Source organism: Mucilaginibacter sp. 3215 (genome assembly GCF_050433785.1).
GTDB lineage: Bacteria > Bacteroidota > Bacteroidia > Sphingobacteriales > Sphingobacteriaceae > Mucilaginibacter.
On record NZ_JBNPWO010000022.1, the window covers coordinates 66283 to 92779 of the forward strand.

Here is a 26497-nt window from a genome sequence, read left to right on the forward strand (position 1 = left end):
ATAAACAAGCTACCTCTGAAGCAAACGAGCTGCCGATATTATGGTTACGGGCCATTCCTGAATTTACAATGAAATAACGCTTGTTACAGATTGTTGTTTAGGAGGCTACCCGGATCATTCGGTTAAAAAGGCGACGACACGGCCTATTCGCAATTTTTAAAATGATAAACACGTACCTCCGATACCGCTTTATCAATCTATTTCAAATAAAGTGGCTATTTATACAAAACTTTACGGATTCCATGTTTTTGAGAAATTAACATTTAACGCCCTATTTTCTAACTTTTATCTCCCATCATTAAATTATCTCATCTGTAGTTTTACTACTCAATTAATAAGCCTTGTACAATTCAATTATCGCTAATTAAACATGCCCATTGTTCCAACGGCTGTATTATGTTGACTTTAATTGCATTGTTTTCATTAATTGTCCTTCTGCATCGAAAAACAAGATTTAACCAATTAAACAAATAAACCGTTTCAGGCCCGTTTTATCCTATCGAAAAATGAAACTAATGTTAAACTCTGCCTTATGCGGAATGGCAACTGCATTATTATCAATCTTTGAAATACCCCGTTGGTTAACGGCGGTTATCAACATAACTGCCTATGCCAATAACTCTGTAAACCTTACAGGTAATGATAAAAACACCCTCGTTTTATCTGACTATCTGACACATTCACTTGCAATTAACCAATTTATCAATAGTGGCAGATTTAAATATCGCCAACCTAACCAATTTTTTTATGAAGAAAATTTTAAGTTATTTTTTATGCATTCTTGCAATCCCGGCATTGACAAGGTGCAAGAAGCAACAAATCGCTTCTCCGGACGTTAAATCGCTTGTTAAAACGAGCACTAAAACGCTAACCGCCACCAGTTATCCGAGTTACAATATTTCGCCGCTAGCACCCGATCAAACAGGGATGACCAGTACAGCAACTCAAATCGCTGCAAATATGACGTTGGGTATTAATATTGGCAACACTATGGAAGCCCAATATAACGAAAACGGGTGGGGAAATCCCAATATTACCCAGGCTCTCATCGACAGCTATAAACAAAGGGGGTTTAACGCCATAAGGATCCCTTGCAATTGGAATTGGTCACATGTACCAGATTCAACAACTGCAAAAATAGACCCGGCCTGGCTTGCCCGTGTGCAGCAGGTTGTGCAATACTGCGTTAACGATGGGATGTATGCGATATTAAATATACATTGGGACGGCGGATGGTTGGAGCTTAATTGCACTACCACCGCGCAGGCCGCCGTTAATGCCAAACAAAAAGCACTTTGGGAACAAATTGCAACACAAATGCGTGGTTTTGATCAACACCTGCTTTTTGCCAGCGCGAATGAACCTAACGCAACGGATAGCACAGGGATGAGAGTTCTGCTTTCTTATCATCAAACTTTTATCAACGCGGTGAGGTCAACCGGAGGGCACAACAGCTACAGGACGCTGGTTATCCAAGGGCCCAAAGGAGGTGATATTGTTTATACGAACAATCTGATGAACACAATGCCAACAGATCCGGCATCCAACCGTTTGATGGTGGAAATCCATAACTACACTCCCTGGAACTTCTGTTTGTTGGACGCCGACCAATCATATGGTAACAGGTTTTTTTATTGGGGTTCGGGATATCACACAACCTTCGATGTCGCGAACAATTCGACTTGGGGTGAGGAATCGACCATTAACGAAAATTTCAAAATGATGAAGACAAAATTTGTTGACCATGGGATCCCGGTAATAATGGGAGAATTTGCGGTAATGGACCGAAACCTTACAGGAGACTCTTTAAACTTCAACCTTGCTTCCAGGGCTTATTGGTATAATTACTGCATGCACCAGGCCTCGGGGAACGGTATTCTACCATTTCTTTGGGATACCGGGTCTCTCATTAATAGATCGACTTACGCCGTAAAGGATCAACGGGATTTGGCGGCCCTTGTACAAGGGGCACAAACCGGAGCATCCCCGGCATTCCAGGTTGGTAGTGTGTACCAGATTATCAACAGGTTTAGTTTTAAGCCCTTGGAGATCGGTGGCTGGGCAACTGCTAATGGGTCGCTGGCAGATCAATGGGATTATGTAGCCGGAGCAAATCAGCAATTTAAAGTGCAAGCTGCGGCAAATGGCGGCTACCTGTTAACGCCAATGCATGTTAGCGGGAAATGTTTAGAGGTATGGGGATGGTCTGGCGCTAACGGCGGTGCCGTGGATATGTGGGATTATACAGGTACAGGCAATAATAATCAAAACTGGTTAATTCAGTCAACCTACGATGGATTCTATAAAATCATCAACGTAAATAGCGGAAAAGCCCTGGAAGTTACTTTAGGGACTGATCCCTCAGTTCCATTCAGAAATGGTAGCGCGGTCGACCAAAATGATTACTACGGGGGCAAAAATCAGCAATGGGGATTTGTGAGAATATAAGTTAAATACAAAGAAATCAATTAAATTATTTCACAAAATTCCTAGAAATCTCTAATGCCTCTGTTTTAAATGAGGCGTTAGAGATTTTTCTTAATGTCAGATGCTGATGGGTTAAGGTCATTGAATCAAAAGTGGTCTGAACTAAGGATTAAAATAAGTGATGCATAAAGTATGGCAGACCATCATCGGTAACCTGCTGATTCGCTGCTGTCATTGACGTAATTTACGACTATATATATTTTGCTATCATCAGATTGTACTGAATGAGCCCTGTTTGGTCCGGGGTTCGGCTTGGGAACAACCTCACCTATTAAGAAATTCCCTAAATGTTTACCGATCAACTTTGATAAGAACTTTCTTTTGCTCAAATTACCAAGGAAAAGTTAAAAGTAAATCAACGCATTGAAGATTTAGGCTTTACTAAAATTAATTATGCAGATAAGCCTTACAAAAAAGCTATTCAAAACTCGCAGAATCCTTTTCGGCACAGTCGCATTAGGCGAAAATTACAATACGGTTATCTCTTCGGTTGAGATTCTTAAGTTGATATATCCCATTCGGAAGCAAGCACTTTCATTAATGAACACGCTGTTTTCTTACATTTTTTTGTATATTTGAATATAGCATTTGCAGCTATATCAGCATAAATAAAAAGTGGTGAGTAATTCGGTGAGTACGAAATTGAAAACCATTCAAGATATCAAATAAGCGCAGAAAATTAGGGTTAAAACAAATCCCTAACTCTCCGCCAAGTATTATTCAATTAGGATCAAAAGGCGCTGTAAATGAATCATTTACGGCGCTTTCTGATTTTAGCCCTCACCAAAACAAACCAATCAATAGCTTTGTTCTGATGCCCAGTGGGTGACCTTTTTCAAGGTAAGCTTGCCGGGTCACCGGAATGCTTATAAGTCTCTTATATTGAGCGTTTTATTAATTTAAACACCTTGATTTCAGCAGGATATGTAACTGATTTTATTCACTTAAAGCTTCAGTGATGAACAAATCTTTTAACCACCTCTTTTAAGTAAAGAGATCAAAAGCAAATGCCGAAGGCTTCGCCACATTTACCTGCGTATTACTACCACCGGGCACTTTAGATTGGCGAAGAGGGGTCAATATCACTGGTATATCCAAATTACCGCCTGAAACCGTCATTTTTCAGGGCGCAAAAAAGAACTTAATTGCAGTACATTTCAGTCTTTTTTGCGCCATTATTTTAAGGATTAATTATTTGTTTTCAATACATTAACCCATAAATGCGCCGAAATTAAAAACTAATTTCAGGTAGCCGGATTGGTGTTCCAAAGCGTGCATCCGTAAGGATTAAAAAGGATAAGAATAGATCAGAGTAAAATAAAAACCTATGAAACAACAACTTAGATAATTTCATAATCTAAAAAAATCACATTTTGTGCAACTAACTGTGCATTCCCGAATCACTTTTTGGATGATTAGAAGCAATTAGTGGATCTATGTGCTTGAAATGAAGTTTTGATAAGAAAACCGACTGTACGCTTTCCGAACCAACACTAACGAGCTCTATCGAATGTGGTCTTCCAAGAACGTTCGCCGCCAAATGAGGTTGATTTTGCATTGGCCTGAACAGAAATAGATTTGCCATCATTGCTCAACTTCCAAACCTCTGTTAGGTTAACAAATTCTTGTTTTTGAGCAATCATCAGGTGCACAATTGAGTTAATAGTCATAGTTTGTCCATCAGCTGACAACTTTACGGTAAACTTCTTTCCTCTTCCAGGGGCATAATCAATTTCGCTTGTTTTACCGTCGAAGACAAGTTTCTCCTGGCTGGTAACAGTCGCTGCGCCAGGAAACGAGCTTGACACTTCTATGGTTAGAAAATTTACCTGCTCTGCTATTTTCATTGTTTTAGCTAGCATACGATCACCTGAGTTATATAAGCAAACAATATTTCCGCCCATACTTATCGACTCTTTGGATTTCCATTCGCCCGAAAAGTCAGCGCGATGAGTGCCGTTTTTTTGCTGAGCCTGTGCGGGGAAATAAATTAATACAACCAGTATGATAGCCAGACTGTACAAAACATTTCTTTTATTTTTCATGTCCCGTTAGAATTGATTCAGCAAATCTACTTTGATATCTTTCAGCGCAACGAATTTGGATTGTAAAGAAAAATGTAAATTTTGTAAATAATATCTTGATAATATGCATTTTAGCTAAAATCCTTTCCATCGGATGCATCGGAAATGGCAAATGAATGCTAAAAAATAAAAACTCGACTGAAAGGCTGGAGTAACTTAAAGGGTTGCACCCATCGGGGTTGGGCGCCAGAAACCATCGCCTTACTTATTAGTGACAACGGCAAAGGGCTGCCTCCTGATTTTAATTTAACCGAGATGTCATCGTTAGGGATGGAGGTGATGAAGGCGCTTAGTAAGCAATTGGGAGGTAGTTTTGAAATAACAAGCAACTCTGGCGTAACAGTATTGGTAATATTTAAAGTTGAAAACCAGATGAGGAGAGCGTCTTGCCAATAAGTCGATCCAATTTTTAAAGCGATTTCATCCCATTTAAAAGTGTTAAAAGCGGACTAAGGGTTTCGATTGAGATCCTCTCCGGCTCCACCGCGGAACTCCGCCAAATTTTGACTACGCTGCTCCCAAAAAGCAGCTTTTTACTTACATAAAGCGCGTGTTCTTTTTGAGACCCTTTTTTACAGGTGCAGCATGCAGTACATTCCTTGTCCGGGAATTGTGCTTCAGGGTATTCATGGCAGCTGTTGCAATACTTTAACGAGAGCGATTTACGGTCGTTTTTTTCTGCTGATTGCCCTGTTCCTAACGCGCCGCAGCCAAATTGGGAAGCGCAACCAATTGCGCCAATCAGTGATTAGAAATAGTAATTATCAAGATATGGTAATCCGACAGCATTAGTTCTGAATGAGTTAGCAAGATCTAAAACAGGCTGAAAAAGCCCGCAGCAACCCAAATGGGCTCTTGTACGGATAATTAATTACCCTCTTTGCTGTCGTAAATGGCAGTTACTATAAATTGATTTACTGCGACGGCTGGTATCGTAATTGTGCTTGTTCTGCTCAATCTTGCTATATTGATGCCCAAAAACTTTCCGGTGATATCAAATACGGGCCCTCCGCATTCCCCAGGCTTTATTCTTGCATCATGAACGAATACGTTCCCGAACCCATCTTTTCGAATGCTTTTTCCACCTGTGAAATGGTCGGCCGGATGATTGGTAATTTTTTGGGGTGGATATTTTAGGGCGACTTTTTTTATCATCTTTTCTCCCATATGACTGATTGCCATTAAAGTAGTATCGCCGGCGCGGAATTTTTGAAGTGCTTTAAACATATCCAGATCGTCATTTACAGTTTTGTCGTCAATTGCTAAAAGCTCATCGCCGGTTGTTAGCCCGGCAGCCTCAGCCGCGCTGTTGGGCTGAATAAAAGTAAATAATAACGCCTGTCCCTTTTGCCGGGCAACAGCTCCCAAATAGCCGTAGCTGGTTATTTTTGGCAGGCTTACGCCAATGCTCCCCAAAACGCTGCTACAATACTGAGAATCAGCGCGAACAGAAATCAAAAAACTGCCCAAATCGTTATTGCTAAGTGTATCTGCCAGCAACATTCGAAGTTTGATACCTTCCTTCCCTAACTTTGAAACGGGCAACAATAGCGCAAGGTCATTAATTCTGTCTCGTCTGATAATATTTGCCTTAATAGTCTTGCCGCCCGATAATGTAATAAAAGGATCCTCGCCAATCATTGAACTTTTAGTCAAAACGACATCTGAATTTTTGAAGGCAGCTTTTACATTGACATCATCTAAAGAAAAAATAGTCCCCGCTATAGTCTGTTCCTTACCATCAATAACACTCTTAATATTTACACAAGTTGTTTTAAAACGCTTTCCCACACTTTTAAAATACTTATCTGGACTTTCAGCTACCGGAAAATTATTGGCCGGCCGATTTTTTGAAATCACGTTTGTATCCAAAGGCAGGGAAGTATAATTCTCTAAACGGGTTAGTGCTGTATAATATTTACGATAGGTATCTACGGGGATTTCATAATTAACATCCTCCGACTGTTCGATGCCGCTATGGATTCCGATCAAACGGCCAGAGAGATCAAACAGGGGGCCGCCTGAATCTCCCGGCTCCATCACGCAAGTTGATTCCATAAAACCGTACCTGTTATTTAAATTGGAGATATGTCCAAACCTTACATCAGGTTTGCGTTGTTCCATGCTTTCCGGGTAAGCTATGCTAATACATGGCTGGTTGATTTTGACATCTGAATAGCAGCCCATTTCGACAAACGGCCAATCCCCTTTTTGGATTATTTTGAGCATGGCAGCATCCGGCAGCATAAATGTTGGGGGAATAGTAATACGGCCCAAACCACGGGCCAGGCACATTTTCCCATCGGGAAATATTACCTGGTAGGTTTTGCCGGGCGTTACCACATGTGCTGCGCTTAGGATCTCTCCTGCTTTGGAGACTACAACACCACTAAACTGCGCACTCATCCGGCTATACTGCAAAGTATCATATTCCCACATCAATACACTGGCAGCATAACCTTTTTTTATCGCAGCTTTTATATTGTCCTGTAGTTGCGTAGCTCCGGGCTTCTGTATCCGCTTATCAACATTCTGCGCATTAATAGCCTGCAGGTTCCATAAGCACTGCAGGAAAAAAAATAATAAAAACCGTTTTGTCATTATACATTATAATTGAACCGTAGCGTTGTCCAAACGCTGCTGTTTGGGCTACCTGCCGATGTAAAAAGAGCCGGTATTAAAACCGGCTCTCCGGAAATTAAACTAAAAACTGATGGAAAACGTCCTACCGGGACTGTCTTTACGATAGCCAATGCTATCCTTTTATAATTTCTTAACTGTTAAAGATCTTTTTGAGCTGTATATCGATATCAGACGCAGTGGGATTTATTAAAATCACATTCCCCTCAGCATTAAGCACAATTGCAAAGGGTACCGACTGGATACCTAAAGCATTCATCATCACTGATGCATCTTTGCCATCCTCATATTTATCTATTCCCTGTTGCCAGGGCATCGCTTCTTTAAGCATGGCGTTTTTCCAGGCTTTATTGTTTTGATCAATTGAAATACTAACTATCTCGAATCCTTTAGCATGGTATTGTTTATATAACTCCTTAAGGTGCGGAATAGCCGCCCTGCACGGCATACACCACGAGGCCCAGAAGTCAACCAATACCACTTTACCTTTAACCGATGACAATTTGATGGATTTACCACCGGCAGTTTGTAACTCAAAAGCCGGCAATCGTTTTCCAACTATTAAATTTTGATTTGCTGTAACAGTATCCTGTTTTTTTAATGATGAAGCTTTTCCCTCCGCCTTCCATCCGGTGCTTAGGGCAAGCGCTACGGGTATTACCAACAACAACCTTTTAAAGTTTATTTTCATTGGGCTGGATTATAAAACCTGTATTTCAATTATTTTTCTTTTTGGCGGGAAACACTTGTTATTATCACAAACCTGGTAGTAAAGCCCGCATTTGATTACCATGCCGCGTTTTAATGAAGCCGCGCTTATTTCCGTTTTAAATGTTGCTTTGTCCTCCCAAACAAACATGCCTTCGCCACCGACAAATGGAACACCGGCCGATGCTTGCCACTCGCCGCTTGTTACACCTTCGGGCAACTCAATAATGGGTTGTGTAGTAATAAAAGGGCTGTCTTTAGGTACATAAGCGTAAATATGCCAGCCTTGCAAGATTTCCGCTTTAACAACTACCTGTTTTTTACCATTTGCTTCATCAACCAACGTGGCGCTCACTACCACCGGATCGGCACGGGTTGGTGTTGTTACGCCGTTTGCAGTTTTAATGTCGCCGGTTGATGCGGGTGCTATTGCCGCCGTTTCTGTTTTATAGGTATTCACCATAAACTTAAAACCTCCGGCTTCGGTGTAATAAAGGTTGGGTTTGTTTTTGGTTAACCAAATGCGCCATTCTTTGGCAGATGTGAATTTTTCAGTGGTATATCTTTCCAATACCCTTTGGGCCAGGGTAGGCTCCTCTCCTTTCTCAAGCATGCTGATGCATTTTTCAAGCAACTCGATTTTGCGGTTGGAGATCCCCAGCTTTTTTGCATCCTCATCTACCTGTAACGAGTAAGCATCAACCGGATAAAAATACTCGAGGTTATCCCGATAGTATTTATGATAGGCCTCTACGTTAGTACCAAAAGCATCATACATGCCGCTGCCGGTCCAGCTTTTAAGGTATTCATCAAAACTTTGTACATCATCGGATACCGGCATTTTTAAAAACGCCTCGTTACCTTTACCAATATCCTCGCCTTTGGCTTTACGATCTTTAAGTTCCTGCTGCATTTTTAGGAGGCGGGCGTTACCTTCTTTCCGGGCTATCAGCGTTTTTTGATATAACGCTTTATCGCTACGGTAAATCATTTCATTTACCCACTCACGGTTTTCAATCTGTACTTTTTTCATGATGGGCGCCTGGTGATCAAACTTTTTGATGTAGCAAACTGTGTTCACAAATACATCTTTAGCTTCATCGGTCATATGATTTGGCGAAGCAGAAAAGCCCCACATAAAATAATTACCCTGACGGCCTAACGCTACTGCTTCAGCATTTTTTAAGCAAACACCGCCGCTTATAGCTTCGGCATCCGGCGAATCATTAAATCCCTCGCCATGTGCCACCATGCCGATAATGTATTTTTCCTTAGCTGTAGGATCCTCTTTAATCACCTTCCACATAGGCAGTTCCTTCGGGGTAGTTGCTCCCTGAAAGCCGTTAAAAAAAGAACCCGGCGTAGGCCTGTTAACTAAAGTTAACTTCACTTTTACAGGTGTACTAAATATGGCATGACTGGTTTTGATGTTCAGCGCATCGTCTTCCAAACACTGACAATACCAATCAAACTTAAGTCCTATCGGCATGCCCACATCGGGAGCCAGCTGATGCATCAAAATAATAGGCCTGTCAAAATTGGCAGGTAATTTTATCGGCCCCGCATCGGCAATTGTTACGTCGACATTGGCAGACATCGAAGCATCGTAATCCCTCACATCCACAACTTCAACTTTGTCAAAGCGCGTTTCTAAAAAAGCCTTAAAATCGGCCATACGGGTTTTCCAGGCCTCATCTACCGCGCCCGCGGCTGTGCTATAGTAAGTAATATGTTCGGGCTTAGGTTTTGCCGGATCATATCCCACATATAAAACATGGAGTGCTATTTTGCCCGCTCCGTGTTTTATGACGTTACCCAAAGAGGCTACGCTAAACATAACACAAAGCAGAAAAGCCAAAATGATCTTTTTCATACCTGCTTAATTAAAAAGTTCGGCAAGTTTATGATTGAGGTCTTCCCCGCGCAGATTTGTGCTAATAAGTTTGCCGTCGCGGTCTACCAGGAATGTAGCAGGTATAGCCGAAACGCCATAAAGACGGGCAACGCTGTTGTTGTTGCCATTCAAGTCGCTAACCTGCGGCCATGTCATACCCTCCTGTTGCAGTGCTTTCAGCCATTTGTCACGGCTGTTGTCAAGCGATACCGAAAGGATTTCGAACCCTTTATCCTTGTACATTTTATACTGACTTAACAGATTTGGGATTTCCTGACGACAAGGTGAACACCAACTTGCCCAAAAATCGACCAAAACGATTTTGCCTTTATAATCGGCTAACGATAAGCGTTTGCCGGCAGGGTTGACCTGAGTAAAAACCGGCGCCGGGCCACCTATTTTTAAACGGTAATGTGCATCAATAAATTCTTTGATAGTTTTACCATTATCAGTTGCCTGGATTGCCGGACTGAAAGTTTTGAACACCTGTTCGGCTACTGTAACCGTTTTTTCATTAGATGCAGTGCCGAACAGAGCTACCGGTGCAAAGAACGAATCGGGGTGCGTTTTGGCAAAATCGAGATTTTTGCGCTGAAAATCGGCAATCATTTTATAGTGATGGCGGGCAACCGAATTGGTAAATGCGGTATCATTCACCAACTCGGGCGCTGCCGCAATTTCAGCATTAGAAATATGATCGATGTCCCATGGCATCGGTCCTACAGCTTTAACATAAGCCGAATATTCATCATATGTTTTGGATCCGCTCATCTGGGCGTTTGCCAGGGAATCTTTAGAAACTATATTAAGCGTTTCATTAGAAAAATTAAAGTAGAGAATATCGCCGCCATGGGTGGCAATTTCCCGGCCGGCGCCTTTATGATCAAGTGCAAGGCGTACAGAACTGTATGGGTTCATCCTACCTGTGAAATGAAAAGCGCCGTTAACTAATGTGGTCGAATCTTCATGCCCCTTGCCGTCTGTCATAAAGCTTAAATAAACTTTCTGACCGTTGAGATTGCCAATCTGCCCATTAATAGCGAACTGGTTAGTTTGGCCGGCGGCGTTCAACGCAGCCATGCTCAAAATTAAGTTTAGTAGTTTTTTCATTTCTTTATATGTTATACATCTAGTCGACAGGTTACGTTATACTTTTCAAGGATGAAACGCTCTTGTTAATGTCATGACTGCGGCCAACAACACAAAAATCATTCATGCTGTTGGTTAATCTTTTATATGGTTTTGATTAGTTAGTTTTTTATCTGCTCACGATGTCAATCGGTTCGCCCGGTATACCGGTTATTGTTTTGGTGATATTACCGGTTTTAGAAACACTTACGTCAAGCGTATAAACTGCCCCATCTGCGCCAACAGTAAGGGTGTTGTCATCCAAACTGATCTTCATCATGGATACCTTTTTACCGCCAAAGTCTGCGTCGAGCTGTCTTATATCTTCATTAATTGGGTTATAGCGGTAAATTTTCCCTTTTGATGAAAAATAAAACACATTTAAGCTATTCACCACCCATTTGGTATTATCATCAATTAAGGCGCTGCCTTTGAATGTGCGTTTGCCCAGCCCTTTAAATGTCCGGTCATCCCCCATAGGGTAGCTAAAACTTAGTTCGGTTATTGTACCTGTCGCTGTTTTAAAGAAAGCATAGGAAGGGCCACCTTCTGTAGGTTTCATGAACAACAAATTATCGTATCCTACATTTTTAGGGTCAAAGCCAGTGCTTGCGGTATCAATCTGGTAATTGGTGCCAGAGTAAGTACCATCGGCCCCGAAGGTAATAAAGGCTTTTCCTTTAAGATTGTAACCGATAAAAAACGAGCTTCCATGTGTAAAATATTTAGACATTGTGTAATCACCGCCCTGTTCGTTGGCAAATTTGCCGTAGTCATCAGCAAATGGCGCTGTTGAGGATACACCTACATATAGCTTAGCATTGATAACTCCCGTTGGCACTGTCCCCATTTGTACAGGGCCTAAAAATGGCTCCAGGTAACCTGTATTGATAACAGCCGGCGGCGAGAAGAATTGCGCTGCAAAATCTGTTCGTTTTAATAAGGTACTGGCGTCAAGCACCACTCCGCTTTTATTAGGATCGTTACTTAGCACCCAATATTCCTCTTTGGTATTGGGTTGATAAGGCAGTGGTTTTGAATAGTACAACTGAACCGGATTGATAGGCAAATCGCCTTTATTAAGTGATTTATAAATATCGCCCAACACTGTTTTATCCGGTTTTACGAATGATAATTTGGTAACCCCATTATCGTTACTCAACACCAAAATACCTGCCGAGAACTGCGTCGTACCTGTAATTTTGAAAGGGAACATATAAAATAATCCATTCCGTTTGTCGGTAATGGTGAGTTTACATGCGCGGTCGCCGGGGCCTAAATTGTAGACCATTTTCAGAGGGTAGCCTTTGTAAACAGCTTCCCGCAGTTCTTCTTGCACGGTGATGTGCCATTCAAAATCAAGATCCTTTAAGGGATCGGCACCGGCAAGAGTAACCTTGGGGTTTATGGTGAGCGTATCGCCCAGCAGGGCTGCAAATGTTGCATTATTAATGCCGGTAACTACCGGCTCTGAAGGTGGCGAGTATACATAATTGCCGAGGTCTTTTTTACATGAAGTATAAAATACCGTTATGAGCGCCAATATAGCTATCGATTTAAATTTCATGACCTAAGTGTTTAATTGATAATAACCTGCTGACCATTTTCATCAACAAAAAAGTATTTGCCTGCCTGCGCGTAATACTTGAGGTAAAACTTCTTACCGGGCGAAGAAGAATTATAAAAATCATAATTGTTGCTTCCGTCAGCCCGCTTGGTAAGCACATAACTTTTTTCCGGGTATCTTGCTACCCATGCAAACGGATCATTAATAAAGGTCCTCACGTTATCTATATAATACAGTGTGCGCGGAATCTGCAGATAAGCGTTCGGTTTTGACATATCAACCAGATCGGTAGTGCCCGAAGAGATCAGGAACAACTGGTGCTTTATCCTGCTGTAAGGGCCCAGGTTACCCATCCAGTAAATCCACCAGGCTGGTTGTTCCAGCCGCGACGAGTAAAGGATCGACTTTTCCCGCAATGTCGCCGGGAGCGATGAGTTAAAATCCTGCCCACCCGAAACAAGAATGGTAAGCATTACTGATTGATTTGCAAGTTCCGGATCACTGTTCTTGATGATCACGGGCACTTTTACCGTGCCCGAATCAGCAGGCATTGTGTACGATGGCTTAAGCGCTTCATAATGCAATCCTGCTTTGGCGGTGGTAGCTGTATCAACTACGGTTATTACAAACTTCCTTTCGCTTTTTGTCCTTTGCCCCGAAATGATTATCGGTACCCAAATAGTGTCCTGTGCCAGGGTAGGATTATAGGCAAAGGAATAGGTTAATATCGAAGTATCCTGGTTGCCATCTTTATCCTTGTAATTCAGGTAAATGTTATCCCTGGAGCCATACGTAAGTAATTGGTCTTTTTTGCAGCTAAAAAGAGCCGCTACGACCACTAAAACATAAAATATCTTTCTTTTCATTGTTATAAATGGTATGGGATCAATTATTGTAAGCCGCCTCGTCATCGGGGATCGGGAACACGTAAATGTTGTTTGATGCAGGATAGATCTGGCCGCTGGCCGCCACTATATCAAGATTTAACCGCTTATACATATAAAAGATCTGGCTCTCGCCGTAAAACTCTTTACGGGCTTCTTTAACCAGCTCATTCATAAAGGCTGATTTACCCAAAGTATTCGGCAACAAGTCAATAATACCTCTATGGGTACGAACAGTATTTAAGTACTCAATGGCTTTTGTTGGATTGGTATCGTAACTTGCCTCTGCGGCTATATAATATGCTTCCGTTAAACGGAAAGCCGGCGCCATTAGCGGATGCAGGTTTACCTGTGGCGAACTGTTAACTAAATATTTTACCAGGTAACTGCGGTTTGGGGTAACATCTGTAGCTGTAAAAAACCATTGCCTGTAGCGCCAGTCCTCTGCGCCAACGGTGCTTTTTTCATAGATGTTATCTAACTGCAGCGGGGTTGGCTGATACTGCGCAACGTCGGCCGCACTGAACAAGGTAACGAGTGCATTGTTTTCATTAGCCTGGGGAGCGTACCAGCCAAATACCAACTCGTTGTAAAATACCCTGTCTTTTTGCTCGACGTTATTGTTAAAAGCGTCATCTTTTTGTGTCCAGGGGAATTTATTAGCAGTTATTACATCATTGGCATTGGAGAGTGCGTTCTGGTAGTCATTTTTATACAAGTAAACCCTTGCAAGTTCACCGCATACGGCATAATAGTTAATCCTGTGCCTGCGGTTTTGCAAAAACAGGGTATTACTTGTGGTTTCTGTTTGTTTGCGGCCTGTATAACCACCAGGGTAGGTTTTGTTAGGATATCCAACTATGTAACCCGGAGAAAGAATAGGATCAGTAGTACTCAGCAGTGCACGTGCATTGCGCAGATCAGCTATGGCGTTGTTAATTACCTCACCTACTGATGAAAACGGTGTACTTTTAATACTTACAGTAGTTACATAAGGTATGCCTTTAGCATTTGGGTTAGATTTATATGAAGCCCCAAACATGCGTAAAAGATCAAAATGCAGGTACGCGCGCAGGGCAAGCGCCTCGCCTTTAATGATGGCATAGTTATTACCCGAAAACACGGCCTTTTGTTTATCTATTACCTGCAGTATCTCATTGCAGTTGCCGATGGCATTGTATACCGACGACCAGATCTGGCTGTTTTTATCCTTTAAAATGTTTTGGCTATACTGAAAAGAAGCGATCTTCTGAAAATCGGTATTGGAGAACGTATAGTTCTGCGCCATGATATCCAGGTTGCTGAACGTAAGGTTTCCTGCATACAGGTCTGCCTTTGTACACCTGGAATAAACACCATTTAAAGCCTCTTCAAAACCATCTTCGGTATTAAACAACTGCTCTTTATCTACATCAGATTCCGGCTGTACATCCAAAAACTTTTTACATGATGTAAACATCAGCAAGGGGATTATAAAAATTAAATATCTTTTCATGGTTATGTGTTAAAATGAACCCAATAATGAAAATGTTAAGCTGCGGGCGAAGGGATAATAGATCCCCCGTTCTGCCTGAATAGTTGAAGCCCTGAAAATATCGTTTGCTGTGGCTGCCAGCCTCAGATTTTGAAGTCCCAAACGGCGAATAGCATTTGGCTTAAAATCATATGACAGGTAAAGCGACTGCAGTTCGATCAGGTTATCTTTTTGTATAAACCGTGATGATACATAGGTATCGGTGAGGTCGGTAATGTTTTTGAAAAACGTGTGGTCGCCCGGCTGTTTCCACCTTTGCTCCAGTACGCGGCTATCTACGTTAAAGCGAGGGTCGGCATTTTCAACCCTGTCGATAAGCGTTTGGTTAAAGGCCTGGCCACCAAAACGGTAATGAAAGCTAAAGCTTAGCATAAACCTTTTGTATGATACTGTGCTGCCAAAAAATCCTTCGGCTTTTGGCGTAGTATTACCTACCTCCTGCACATCCTTAACATCCCACACATAGGTTAGGGTACCATCTTTTTTTACCAGGATCTCTTTACCGTTTTCAGGGTCGATACCCAATGATTTTACCGCGTAAATGGTGTTCAATGACTTACCTTCAACATACCGGGTTAGCGGGGTTGAAAAAGCGTTGTTATCCTTATTGGTCTGGAAGTTATCGATGTTATTATTAAAGGCTTTAAGTGCGTCGGATATGCTCACTATTTTGTTAACGTTATGAGCAAGGTTACCGGTCAGGTTAATGTTCCAGTCGGAGGTATGGAAAACCTGTGCTACGAGGTAAAGCTCATAACCTTTATTTGACATATCACCAAGGTTATCTTTATAGGTATTGAAGCCGGTTGACGGCGCAAGGTTAATATCGGTGATCAATCCCTTGGTAAGTTTGTAGTAGTATCTTGGTGAGATAACGATCCTGTCTTTAAACAAACCGATGTCCATCCCTACATCGGTTGTGCGGGTTTTTTGCCACTCCAGGTTGCTGTTACCATAGCCTAATATAGTAGCGCCAATACCTGTGGAATACCAGTGTTGTGTATCATACAGGTAGATTGAACGTGATTGGTACGCCGGGAAGCTGATAGAACCAAGGGTAGCAATACTTCCCTTAAGACGCAACTGGCTTATTACATTTGAACCCCGGAAGAAGCTTTCCTTATGAATGTTCCAACCAATCCCAAGGGATCCGAATGGAGCGTAACGCCTGTCGGCGCCGAAAGCCGATGAACCATCAACCCTTACGGATGCATCTAACAGATATTTGTTTTGGAACGCATAGTTACCCGAAAAGAAAGCGCCGGCCGTTCTTGACCTGGTTACATCGCCATAAGGGCCTGAGTTTTCTTTATAAATGCGGGCAAAACCTATATTGGTGAACCTATCGTTTGAAAAACCCTGGGCCGAAAATGATTTAACATCAGCCTTTGAGGCTAAAATATTGGCACCTAACACAAGGTTGAAATAATGATCGCCCAGTTGCTTGTTATAGCCGATGGTTACGTTACCGTCGAGGTTAAGGCTGGCATTGGTACCATAATCGTAGGTTCCTTTGTTATTCGCCTGATCGGCGGCAAAATTGTAAAAAACACTGCTTAACGGTGATACATATTTATCAGATGTTGTATTGGTTTTATTTACGCTCATTAATGCCCTTAAACGCAAACTTTTTGATAATTTATAATCGACTGAAAACGACTCCAGGATCTCCGTATATGCCAATTTATCAAAGCTGCTCAGGCTGGCTTCATATAAGGGATTAAATACGTTTTCGGTAATGTATTGATCTTTTCCCTCACGAAAAGTATTTACACGCCAGTTGGCAAGTTCCTGCAGCAATCTGCCTGTGCTGTCCCTTATCGGGAAATATGGGTTGGCATTTACATAGGTCGAAAAATCGCCATAAGGAGAATTAGCCTGGTTAACCTGCGTAATGGTCAAATCATTCCTGATGATAAGTTTTGAGCTTGGGTTATAGGTGAAATTAACACCTCCGCTATACCGCGTATTGTCCGAGCCTTTCATAACACCAGGCTGTGTCTGGTAACGCAGATCGATACCATACCGGAACGACTGATCGCCGCCCTGCGCGTATACCGAATGTTTTTGCTGATAGGCATTTCTTAAAGGTTGCGACAGCCAATAAGTATTAACGCCACTTGCAACATTTTTCAGGCGCGTGAACAACTGGGCGTCAAGCTTATCTTGTTGGGTATCACCACTTGTGGATGTTTGGGTATCATATAAACCAACCAATTGTTCATAAGCTACCTTTTGTTTTGCGTTAAGCACATGATAATCTGACAGATCCGGGCCATTAAAAGTAAGCTCATAATTGTATAATAACTGTAACTTTCCGGCAACCGGGGCTTTGGTAGTAATAACCATTACACCATTGGCGGCCCTTGAACCGTAAACCGCGGTAGCGGCACCATCTTTCAACAAGGTTACCGATTCTATCCGGTTAATATCAAGGTCAACTACTTTTTGAAGCGATACTTCAAAGCCATCAAGGATAAAGGCCGGCAGGTTATAATTGCTTGAAAGGTTATTGCGGTCAAGTATTTTATCATTGATGGAAGGGATAGCCGTGGCGCCCCTTACGTTTATCTTTGGCAGCTTGTTTGGATCCGAACCGATAAAGTTATTATCAAGTACTTTAAACGACGGATCAAACGAGGCTATACTTTTGATCACGTTTTGCGGATTATTACGCTTCAGATCTGCACCGCTTACCGTGATGGCGTTACCGGTATAATTATCTTTTTTAATAACCTGGTAACCGGTTACCACAATGTCTTTAATGTTATTAATATCAGGCAAAAGCCTCACTACAATCGATTGCCCAGCTACCACTTTAACTTCCGCCGATTTGTAGCCCATAAATGAGAATATTAATGTTTGCCCTGCATCTGTCTGTACATTAAACTCCCCCTTGTCGTTGGTTTGGCCTATTACTCCTCTGCCTCCTTTAACAGCAATATTTACACCTGGCAAGGTGGTTTTACTTACCGAATCCAACACACGGCCACTCACCGAAATTTTGCTCATCGGCGCAGCCGGAGCCGGACGGGGTTCGGGTATTTTATTTTGAATTACGATGGTTTTAGAAACAATGGTAAAACTCAGATCAAAATCTTTAAGACACGTGTTAAGCACATCAACAAGCGGCGCGTCATGAAAATTGGCATCCACTGTTTTGCCTTTTATATTTACTTTTTCGCTGTAAAAAAGCAAATAGCCTGTTTGTTGTTTTATATCCTTAAAAACCGATTCGAGACTCCTGTTTTTACCGGATATGGTTACCGTTTGAGAATAACTTGCAGCGGATAAGTGCAACACGCCAACAAGCAACAGTATAGTGGTGAGTTTCAATACTAATAAGAATTTGCACTTTACCCCCCGTATTGCGCATACGGCGTTGTAAAGAAAAGTTAATTTCATATTTTTGAATAAGATTGGGTTAATAAAATGCAGCCCAGGGCTTCGACATCTTGTGCTGCCTGACCTATTTTAAACCGGAAGCGGTGAGAGGCTTCCGGTTAATTTTTGGTCTGTTAATATGAGATTGGTCTGAGATTTATCGTAGTTGTTTATCCATTAAGTTTTGTTTTAGTGATTAGCATTTAGTTTGTTTAGTTGTAAGTAAGTATAAAGTTTAAGGTTAAATATTATTTACTGTAGGATACCTTCACTGTTTTGCCCTCCACCGCAAATTTCATGTTGTTAAGCTCCAGGATCCTGAAAACGTCGGTCAGGTTACTGCTCCTTGAAATTTCACCAAAAAATTTCTCCGTTGGCATATCGCCTTCATAAACCACATCAATATCATACCAGCGGCTTACCTGGCGCATAACCTCGCGGATATCCTCATCTGCAAATGAGAATACGCCGTTTTTCCAGGCTACTTCTTTGTCAAGGTTCACTTGTTGTTTACTGACAGTACCATTGCCTGCACGGCTTACTACCGCCTGCTCACCGGGAACAATAAGTATTGAGTTTGTTGCCGATGTTACCTTTACCGAACCCTCCAACAGGGTGGTTTTAACCAAAGCTTCATCGCCGTAAGCATTGATATTAAAATGCGTGCCGAGCACCTCAATAGTTTGCAATGCCGATTTTACCCTGAATGGCATTGCTTTATTTTTTGTTACTTCAAAGTAGCCTTCGCCATTGAGCGTTACCTCACGTTCCGCTCCCTTAAACACGGTTGGATAAGTTATTGACGATGCCGCGTTAAGCCACACGTTAGTGCCGTCGGGCAGGATGACCTTGTACTGCCCGCCGTTAGGGGTGGTAACCATATTTTGAACGGCTTGATTCTGCCCGGTCGCCTCGGCCTGGTAAACGATCTGCCCATCGGCCATTTTGGTAATTTTAACCCCGGCTTGTTTAGCTATTTGTCCGTTAGCAGCATCATCAAGCGATATGGTTGTGCCGTTGGCCAAAGTAAGCGTAGCCTTGTTGGTACCAGGTACTATGCCTTTGTAAGAGTTTGCGGCCAAATTATCGGCCTTATACCGGTTACGAATAAAAAAGTAAGCACCAACCGAAATAAACAACAGAATTGAGGCGGCCACGGCATATCTGGTCCAACCCGATCTTAAAGGCATGGTAACCGGCTTTTTTTCGTATTGCGCTATCCTCTCATCAACCTTTGCTTTAATAGCATCTTTCAGATACAGGTAGTCGGCCTCATTTTCATCAGTAATGAGGTCATCGTTCAAATCAAACAGGTTATAGTACGATTCCAGGAATTTAATTTCTTCCTGGGTAGCCTCGCCACGTTTGTATTTTGTTAGTATTTGTATAAAATATTGCTTGTTCGCCTCGTCCATTTACATCCTTTATATATACATGAGTCGGCAAAATGAAAATAGCCCATGTTAATTGAAAATATTTTTAATGTTTTATTTAAAAATAATGCGCATTTAAAATCAAAATGATAAAATATCATCAACCAATCATCATAATTGATAAAAATAGCGCATCTTCATTAAAGAAAAAACGTTTTATCAACCTTTTTGATAAAAATAAAGCAATACATGAAGTAAGAAAAGTGATTTGCGAAGTGTTGCAAGGGCCTTCCCCATTTGGTTACGAACAGTTTTGGGGGAGATTTCCAGTTGATCGGCGATTTGCTGGCTTGAGAGGCCTTCATTAAAGCGCAAGTTGAATATAATACGCTGCTGGGGCGGTAAAGTATCTATAAGCTCATTGAAAGCTTTCAAAAATTCGTCATGAAGCACATTAGCATCGGCGCGACCAAGATGGCTTTCAATTTCATGGACTGTATCAGGCAAGGCCGCATAGCGCGATTCCTTTTCCATATATTTAAAAACGCCGTTGCGAGCGGCAACCAATAAATAAGCCGGCAGGTTCTCAATCGGCGACGTTGACGTGCGCACCCATAACTGCACAAATACGTCTTGAGCAATATCCTGAGCGCGTTCAATATCATTAACCCGTTTGTATGCAGCGTTATAAACCTGTTTCCAATATTTGGTGTATAATACATCAAAGGCAGGTTTGCTACCTTCACTAATGAGTTTCAGAAGTTTGGCATCGTCGTCTGACAAGTCAAGAGGGGCCATGCGTTATTTTAATTTCCTATGTTGATCAGGTTAATTACACAAACATCATGGTGTTTTAATGCTCATTGTATATGTGTCAAATCCAAATATAGAAATTATCTGGCAAAATAAAATCTTATAAACGGGTTTAACCCCGATGGCAGAGAATTATCAGCTTAGCATGGCAAGAATGCTCCGATTAGCCTTAATCTGATGGCCGCTTTCTTAATTATTGTAATTTACACGGTTATTCATTTGTACTTGAATGCCACCTACAGAATAAGTTTAAGGTTTAAGGCTTAATGGCGTAACAGAATCCCGGTACAATATATCCTATAACATTTACTACATTTATACTTAAGACATCAAAATCTATGGATCTTATTATCAAAGTACTCATCGGCCTGGTAGCCTTTATCCATTGTTATATATTATGGTTGGAAATGTTTGCCTGGACAACCCGCGGCCCCAAGGCATTCAACAAATCATTGCAGGAACTGGAAAACAGCAAAGTTTTAGCGGCTAACCAGGGTTTATACAACGGATTTTTAGCAGCGGGTCTGATCTGGACATTCTTTATCAGCGACGCACAGTGGCATAACTACGTGGCCCTGTTTTTCCTGAGTTGTGTTGCCGTAGCTGGTATTTATGGGGCACTTACAGTAACCAAAAAGATCTTCTATATACAGGCCGTACCTGCAATACTGGTCATTGTATTAATCATGATGAGGTGAGCGCATTTATTAACCTTACGCAATCTTTTATCCGGGCCACAATGGAAAAAACTATCAAGGGATTGGTCATGCTATAGCCGGTTACAACAAACAATTCACGGTTTCGATTGCTGCCTGGATAAAAACCAACAACGTGTCGAACTTACGACCAAGCGTGGCATCGCCCCCGAGGTTTGTGAACCGGCTGCTCAAAAGGTTATGGGAAGTAGCGAAGAAGCCCACATTAACAAATATTAGTACCGTTGATAGTATAAAGCTGTTTATAATACTCATTTGCCATCCGGTTACTGTCAAAGAGAGGGAATATATCCTGCATGCTGCGCCTAATTATTTCAACCCATTTATCCGGATGATCGTAATACAGGGGAATGACTGTTTTTTGCAGCAAATTGTACAAGTTATGCGCATCGGTTTCATCCTGTTGAAATTTATGTTCACTAATTTCAGTATTGGGTATAACAAAACCGTTCACTCCATCCACAACAAATTCCGGAAACCAGCCATCTGGAATCGAAACATTAATACATCCGTTCATCGCCGCCGACATCCCGCTCGTACCTGAAGCTTCGTGGGTGAGTCGCGGCGTGTTGAGCCAGACGTCTGCCCCTTGTTTAAGTAATCGTGATAAACGCAATTCATAACCGACTAAAATCGCGCAGTTTGGGTAATCCTTACATAAGTTTACGATCTTATTAAAACTGGCTATCGCATCATAATCCATTGGATAAGGCTTTCCAGCCCATATCATTTGGATCGGCATTTTATTGTTAGTTAGCAGTTGGTGAAAAAAGTCCATATCATGCAATAGCAATTCCGGCCTTTTGTACCCGGCAAACCTCTTCGCAAAAACAATGGTGAGCACTTCAGGATCGAGTAGAACGCCGCATTGGTCCGCTACCTCGTCAAAAAGTGCACGCTTACCTGCTTTTTTCTTTTCCACCAGCTTTTGCATCTGATTAGTTTCCAATGCCGCATACATTTCCTTGTCTGCCCAATAAGAATAGCTCTGGGCATTGGTTATAGAGGTAAGTTCACAAATGCCATTATTTCCATTCCATATTCCTTGTAGCGTGTTTAAATGCATTTTCGACACAGCATTGGCTTTGCCGGAGAACCTAAACGCAGTTAAGGTATGATCCATAACGTCGCCCTGACAACCCGCTATTTCCTTTACCTCATCTATTGGAATATCCCCCCAAAACCCCATTTTATTAAGCAGAAACAAATCAGACCGTTGGTTGCCGCCAGGTTCGGGTGTATGGTTAGTGAAAACCAGTCTTCTTTTTACTTCCTCAACGGATTGATATTTTTTATATAAATAAAATGCGATGGGTAAGGCATGTGATTCGTTCAGGTGATAAATATCCGGTTGGAAATTGATTGCTTCTAATAAGCGTGCCCCGCCTTCGCCCAGCAATATCGCAGCAGCAGTCCCCGTTTCAGGATTACTGTCATAAAGCTTATGTGAAATGGTTTTAGCCAGATAGTCATTCTCCGGCAGGTCTGTTGTCAGGAAAAATATAGGAGCCGTTTTAAAAATTTCAGGCTTCAGGTAAAATGCTGTAACCCAAACATCATAGCCGGATACCTTGATAGTAAATTTAATGCCGGTATCAATGAGGAAGTGATATATTTTTTCCTGGAAGAGTACCTCCATGGTTTCATCGCCCTTTCTTCCCTGGTTATAATACCCATATTTCCACAAGATTCCGATACCTATAACGTTCTGCCTGAGTTCATAGGCGCTCCTCATTAAAGAGCCTGCAAGATAGCCGAGGCCACCTGAGTAGGTTTTAAGGGGCTGATGGACGGCATATTCCATGCAAAGATAAGCGACCGGCACTTGGTATTCCGGGTTTATTGGGTAAGGATGCTGAAAGGAGAAGTTCATATGATTTAAAAAAAAAAGATCCGTAGCTATTTTAAAACTGACGAGTATATTAGTATTGTAGACTATTTTAATTTCTGTTTTTCACAAGTTCTGATGAATGTTTTTCAAATGTTGGTGTTTCTCTGCTAACCGGGAATGACACGGATCAGGATATTATATGACAGTACGCACAAGCCACTAAAATTCAAACGATGAATTAACAGCCAAATTTGAAACCTGCCCGCAATTGACTTTAATAACTGACCTCACTCCTACATCCTTTAAAACATAAAGCCGCTGTTAATATTTCCGTTTACAACAATTCTTTCACAATGATACCCTTCCATGTCAGCACTTTTCGTCATTCCCCCATTTTCCAGTCTTGGGTTTTGGTTTCTTTAGGGTTTAAAATTCGTCAGCAAAGGCGGGAAAATCAGGCATTAAAAACAATGAAATCAGCTTTATTCAAACTCAATTCACCTCCGCAGCCAATGATTTGCCACCGATGATTTACATCAATCTCATAAATGAGCTAAGTCATTTATTTTGAGTCATTAAACCATGAAATTTAAAAGCGTAAAAAGTGTAGTAATAAATCCACAAAAAATGAAATACTATTTCAACAAAAAAATAACCGGAAGTTTCGAAGAAGCTATTCAACGGGTTACGAGCGCCTTAAACAAAGAAGGGTTTGGCCTATTAACGGAGATTGACATAACGGCGACATTAAAGAAAAAGCTGGGTGTAGATTTTTACAACTATAAAATATTGGGTGCATGTAACCCGTCATTTGCTTACAATGCCTTATTAGCCGAAGATAAGATCGGTACCATGCTGCCCTGTAATATAATTGTACAGGAAAAAAAACCTGGCAAAGTGGAAGTATCCGCCATAAACCCGGCAGCATCCATGAAGCTCATACTAAACAAAGATTTACATAGGATCGCAACTGAAGTAAAAGACAAACTAAAAAAGGTTATCAAGGAACTATGAATTATGCACCTTCAACACAGGGATATAGGGATATATCATTAATACACGTCATCATTAGGCATGCTTCGCAGGCAATCCCAATGACCGCTAAATGAGATATAATTCCCACGAGTGACAAAGAAATCGCCCGGTATGACAGTTATTTTTTTAGCGGGCTTCAGTATATGAAGAAATACAGCCTGGTATCGTATTGGAACCGAAGGCTGAATATGAAAAAAGGACCAAATGCGGCTGCGATGACCTCCGGACCTCATTTTGAGCCGATCGCGCATATTAATAAATGATTAAAACTTAATAATCATATGATCTGCGTCAAAAACGATTGTTTATTAATTGTTACTTTTGTATAGTTTTGAAAAAGTTCACGGCCATATTGCTTTTAACAACCTTCCTGTTCTCAACAACTGAACTCCACCAGTTGCTGAAATTGCCTGTGGTTTTTGAACACTTTGCCGAACACCGGAAGGAAAAAAAGAGCATTTCATTCCTGCAATTTCTGGACATGCATTACATGCATGGCAACCCGAAGGATAAAGACTATAGGGAAGACATGAAGCTGCCTTTCAAAACAGCAGATAATTGCACAGCGACGATATCACCGGTGCTGGTTCCTCAATTATTCCAGCCACTCGTCCCTCCCCTGGCATTCTCAACGAAAACGAAATTACATGCCTTCGATCAGTGGTTTAACCACTCAACTTATTTATCCAGCATCTGGCAGCCGCCAAAATCCTAATTAGCGGTCGTTTTTATGTTGTTTGCAGCGCTTAGCCTGGCTATTCCTGCTATGCGCTGCTTTTTGAATTACTAATTTTCAAGATCTTATTTTATGTTAAATCATATTATCGCTTTTTCCGTGCGGAATAAGCTGATCATAGGGCTTTTTATTATCGCCCTTATTGGCTATGGCAGCTATCAGTTTACCAGGCTGCCCATTGATGCCGTACCCGATATTACCAACAACCAGGTACAGGTTATTACCATCGCCCCATCATTCGGAGCTACAGATATCGAACGTTTGGTTACCTACCCTATAGAGCAGGCGAACAGCAATATCTCGGGCTTAAAAGAGATCCGAAGTTTTTCCAGGTTTGGCCTGTCGCTGGTTACCATTGTTTTTGACGACGCTACAGATGTTTACTGGGAGAGACAGCAGGTTGCCGAACGTTTGCAAAAAGTGCAAAGCCAGATACCCGCCGGTATCGGCACACCCGAGTTGGGCCCGGTAAGCACCGGGCTGGGCGAAATTTACCAATACGTAGTGCGCCCCAAAAAGGGCTATGCCGGTAGGTATAACGAAACCGAGCTCCGTACGATACAGGACTGGATAGTTCGCCGCCAGTTACTCGGCGTCAAAGGTGTAGCCGAAGTGAGCAGCTTTGGCGGGAAGCTTAAACAGTATTCTATTGAAGTTGATCCTAATAAACTGCTTTCCCATAATATTACCATAACCGATGTTTTTAAGGCCCTGGAAAGTAACAACCAGAACACCGGCGGCGCTTATATTGAAAAAGGCCCGACGGTGGTATATATCCGTAGCCAGGGGCTGATCGGCAATATGGAAGATATCAATAATACGGTAATTAAAAATACTGCCGATGGCTCGCCGCTTTTTATTAAAGACGTGGCTGACGTTAAAATAGGCTATGCTACCCGTTATGGTGCGATGTGCTATAACGACGAAGGCGAAGTTGCGGGAGCGGTTGTCATGATGCTGAAAGGTGCCAACAGCAGCGAGGTGATTAAAAACGTAAAGGAACGTATAGCACAAATCCAGAAAACTATGCCAGAAGGCGTTGAGATTGAACCTTTCCTGGACCGTACCAAAATGGTGAACAACGCCATCGGTACTGTGGAGCGCAACCTGCTTGAGGGGGCACTCATTGTGGTATTTGTACTGGTATTATTCCTTGGCAATTTCAGGGCAGGTTTACTCGTTGCCTCTGTGATCCCGTTGTCGATGCTGTTTGCCATTATCATGATGAACCTTTTTGGTGTAAGCGGTAACCTAATGAGCCTTGGTGCGCTTGATTTCGGTTTGATCGTAGACGGGGCCGTAATTATTGTAGAAGCCGTAATGCATACCCTTAGCCATAGCAAACATTTTACATTAACTGACAAGATTGGGCAGAAAGAAATGGATCAGGAAGTGAACAGTTCTGCCAGCAAAATGATGAACAGCGCCGTTTTTGGCCAGATCATTATATTAGTAGTATACCTGCCGATCTTCACTTTGCAGGGAATCGAGGGTAAAATGTTTAAGCCTATGGCGCAAACCGTGGCGTTTGCGCTGTTGGGCGCTTTTATTTTATCACTCACTTACATCCCTATGATGAGCGCCGTCTTCCTGAGTGTTTAAATCCGTGGCCTCTGAAGGTGAAATGACATAGATTTGCTGAACCGTGCAGTGTGGCCGACCGAGTTATAGTGCTTATTGCCT

At 41.9% G+C, this 26497-nt stretch carries 19 protein-coding genes; 7 read left to right on the forward strand and 12 right to left on the reverse strand.

Annotated features, from left to right (window positions below; translation table 11 throughout):
• Positions 1-539: 539 nt before the first annotated feature.
• Together ABIC84_RS24485 and ABIC84_RS24490 are read left to right on the forward strand one after the other, a co-directional pair.
• On the forward strand, positions 540-839 hold the full coding sequence (locus ABIC84_RS24485; RefSeq protein ID WP_429265281.1) for a hypothetical protein: 300 nt from the start codon (positions 540-542) through the stop codon (positions 837-839).
• Positions 840-927: 88 nt separating this feature from the next.
• On the forward strand, positions 928-2448 hold the full coding sequence (locus ABIC84_RS24490) for a cellulase family glycosylhydrolase (protein WP_429265282.1): 1521 nt from the start codon (positions 928-930) through the stop codon (positions 2446-2448).
• 1532 nt (positions 2449-3980) lie between these two features.
• Here ABIC84_RS24490 and ABIC84_RS24495 read toward each other — a convergent pair.
• The gene (locus ABIC84_RS24495) at positions 3981-4532 is read right to left on the reverse strand and encodes a hypothetical protein (protein WP_426587439.1); all 552 of its coding nucleotides are present in this window, start codon (positions 4530-4532) and stop codon (positions 3981-3983) included.
• Positions 4533-5438: 906 nt separating this feature from the next.
• Complete coding sequence (locus tag ABIC84_RS24500) at positions 5439-7172, reverse strand: trypsin-like peptidase domain-containing protein (RefSeq protein ID WP_429265283.1); 1734 nt, start codon at positions 7170-7172, stop codon at positions 5439-5441.
• A 12-nt stretch (positions 7173-7184) separates the two neighbouring features.
• On the opposite strand from ABIC84_RS24500, the gene ABIC84_RS24505 reads away from it, so the two are divergent.
• Positions 7185-7340: a hypothetical protein gene (locus ABIC84_RS24505; RefSeq protein WP_426587435.1), complete on the forward strand. Its 156-nt coding sequence runs from the start codon at positions 7185-7187 to the stop codon at positions 7338-7340.
• 4 nt (positions 7341-7344) lie between these two features.
• Here the strand turns inward: ABIC84_RS24505 and ABIC84_RS24510 are convergent, their stop codons facing one another.
• The 9 genes from ABIC84_RS24510 to ABIC84_RS24550 all read right to left on the reverse strand — a co-directional run bounded on the left by ABIC84_RS24510 (position 7345) and on the right by ABIC84_RS24550 (position 20481).
• Positions 7345-7902 carry a TlpA family protein disulfide reductase gene (locus ABIC84_RS24510; RefSeq protein WP_426587433.1) on the reverse strand — a complete coding sequence of 186 codons (558 nt, stop codon included), beginning with the start codon at positions 7900-7902 and terminating at the stop codon, positions 7345-7347.
• Positions 7903-7911: 9 nt separating this feature from the next.
• A complete protein-coding gene (locus ABIC84_RS24515; protein ID WP_429265284.1) occupies positions 7912-9792 on the reverse strand; it encodes a protein-disulfide reductase DsbD domain-containing protein in 1881 nt (626 codons plus the stop codon).
• 6 nt (positions 9793-9798) lie between these two features.
• A complete protein-coding gene (locus tag ABIC84_RS24520; protein WP_112653651.1) occupies positions 9799-10923 on the reverse strand; it encodes a TlpA disulfide reductase family protein in 1125 nt (374 codons plus the stop codon).
• A 148-nt stretch (positions 10924-11071) separates the two neighbouring features.
• Positions 11072-12508 (reverse strand): PKD-like family lipoprotein, encoded by a 1437-nt coding sequence (locus ABIC84_RS24525; RefSeq protein ID WP_429265285.1) that lies wholly within the window; start codon positions 12506-12508, stop codon positions 11072-11074.
• Between the two features lie 11 nt (positions 12509-12519).
• Positions 12520-13374, reverse strand: coding sequence for a DUF4843 domain-containing protein (locus tag ABIC84_RS24530; protein ID WP_429265286.1), 855 nt, complete (start codon positions 13372-13374; stop codon positions 12520-12522).
• A 19-nt stretch (positions 13375-13393) separates the two neighbouring features.
• Positions 13394-14887 carry a RagB/SusD family nutrient uptake outer membrane protein gene (locus ABIC84_RS24535; RefSeq protein WP_429265287.1) on the reverse strand — a complete coding sequence of 498 codons (1494 nt, stop codon included), beginning with the start codon at positions 14885-14887 and terminating at the stop codon, positions 13394-13396.
• 9 nt (positions 14888-14896) lie between these two features.
• On the reverse strand, positions 14897-18331 hold the full coding sequence (locus ABIC84_RS24540; protein WP_429265288.1) for a SusC/RagA family TonB-linked outer membrane protein: 3435 nt from the start codon (positions 18329-18331) through the stop codon (positions 14897-14899).
• Positions 18332-18558: 227 nt separating this feature from the next.
• The gene (locus ABIC84_RS24545; RefSeq protein ID WP_429265289.1) at positions 18559-19725 is read right to left on the reverse strand and encodes a FecR family protein; all 1167 of its coding nucleotides are present in this window, start codon (positions 19723-19725) and stop codon (positions 18559-18561) included.
• A gap of 177 nt (positions 19726-19902) precedes the next feature.
• Positions 19903-20481 (reverse strand): RNA polymerase sigma factor, encoded by a 579-nt coding sequence (locus ABIC84_RS24550; RefSeq protein ID WP_429265290.1) that lies wholly within the window; start codon positions 20479-20481, stop codon positions 19903-19905.
• 353 nt (positions 20482-20834) lie between these two features.
• Between ABIC84_RS24550 and ABIC84_RS24555 the strand changes: the two genes are divergently transcribed.
• Complete coding sequence (locus tag ABIC84_RS24555) at positions 20835-21194, forward strand: DUF1304 domain-containing protein (protein WP_091164385.1); 360 nt, start codon at positions 20835-20837, stop codon at positions 21192-21194.
• A gap of 223 nt (positions 21195-21417) precedes the next feature.
• Here the strand turns inward: ABIC84_RS24555 and glgP are convergent, their stop codons facing one another.
• Positions 21418-23085: an alpha-glucan family phosphorylase gene (gene glgP / locus ABIC84_RS24560; protein ID WP_429265291.1), complete on the reverse strand. Its 1668-nt coding sequence runs from the start codon at positions 23083-23085 to the stop codon at positions 21418-21420.
• A gap of 540 nt (positions 23086-23625) precedes the next feature.
• Here glgP and ABIC84_RS24565 point away from each other — a divergent pair.
• The 3 genes from ABIC84_RS24565 (at position 23626) to ABIC84_RS24575 (ending at position 26416) form a co-directional block, all read left to right on the forward strand.
• Positions 23626-24057, forward strand: coding sequence for a DUF302 domain-containing protein (locus ABIC84_RS24565; RefSeq protein WP_429265292.1), 432 nt, complete (start codon positions 23626-23628; stop codon positions 24055-24057).
• A gap of 352 nt (positions 24058-24409) precedes the next feature.
• Complete coding sequence (locus tag ABIC84_RS24570; protein WP_429265293.1) at positions 24410-24793, forward strand: hypothetical protein; 384 nt, start codon at positions 24410-24412, stop codon at positions 24791-24793.
• A gap of 93 nt (positions 24794-24886) precedes the next feature.
• Positions 24887-26416, forward strand: coding sequence for an efflux RND transporter permease subunit (locus ABIC84_RS24575; RefSeq protein WP_429265294.1), 1530 nt, complete (start codon positions 24887-24889; stop codon positions 26414-26416).
• The last annotated feature ends 81 nt before the right edge of the window (positions 26417-26497 follow it).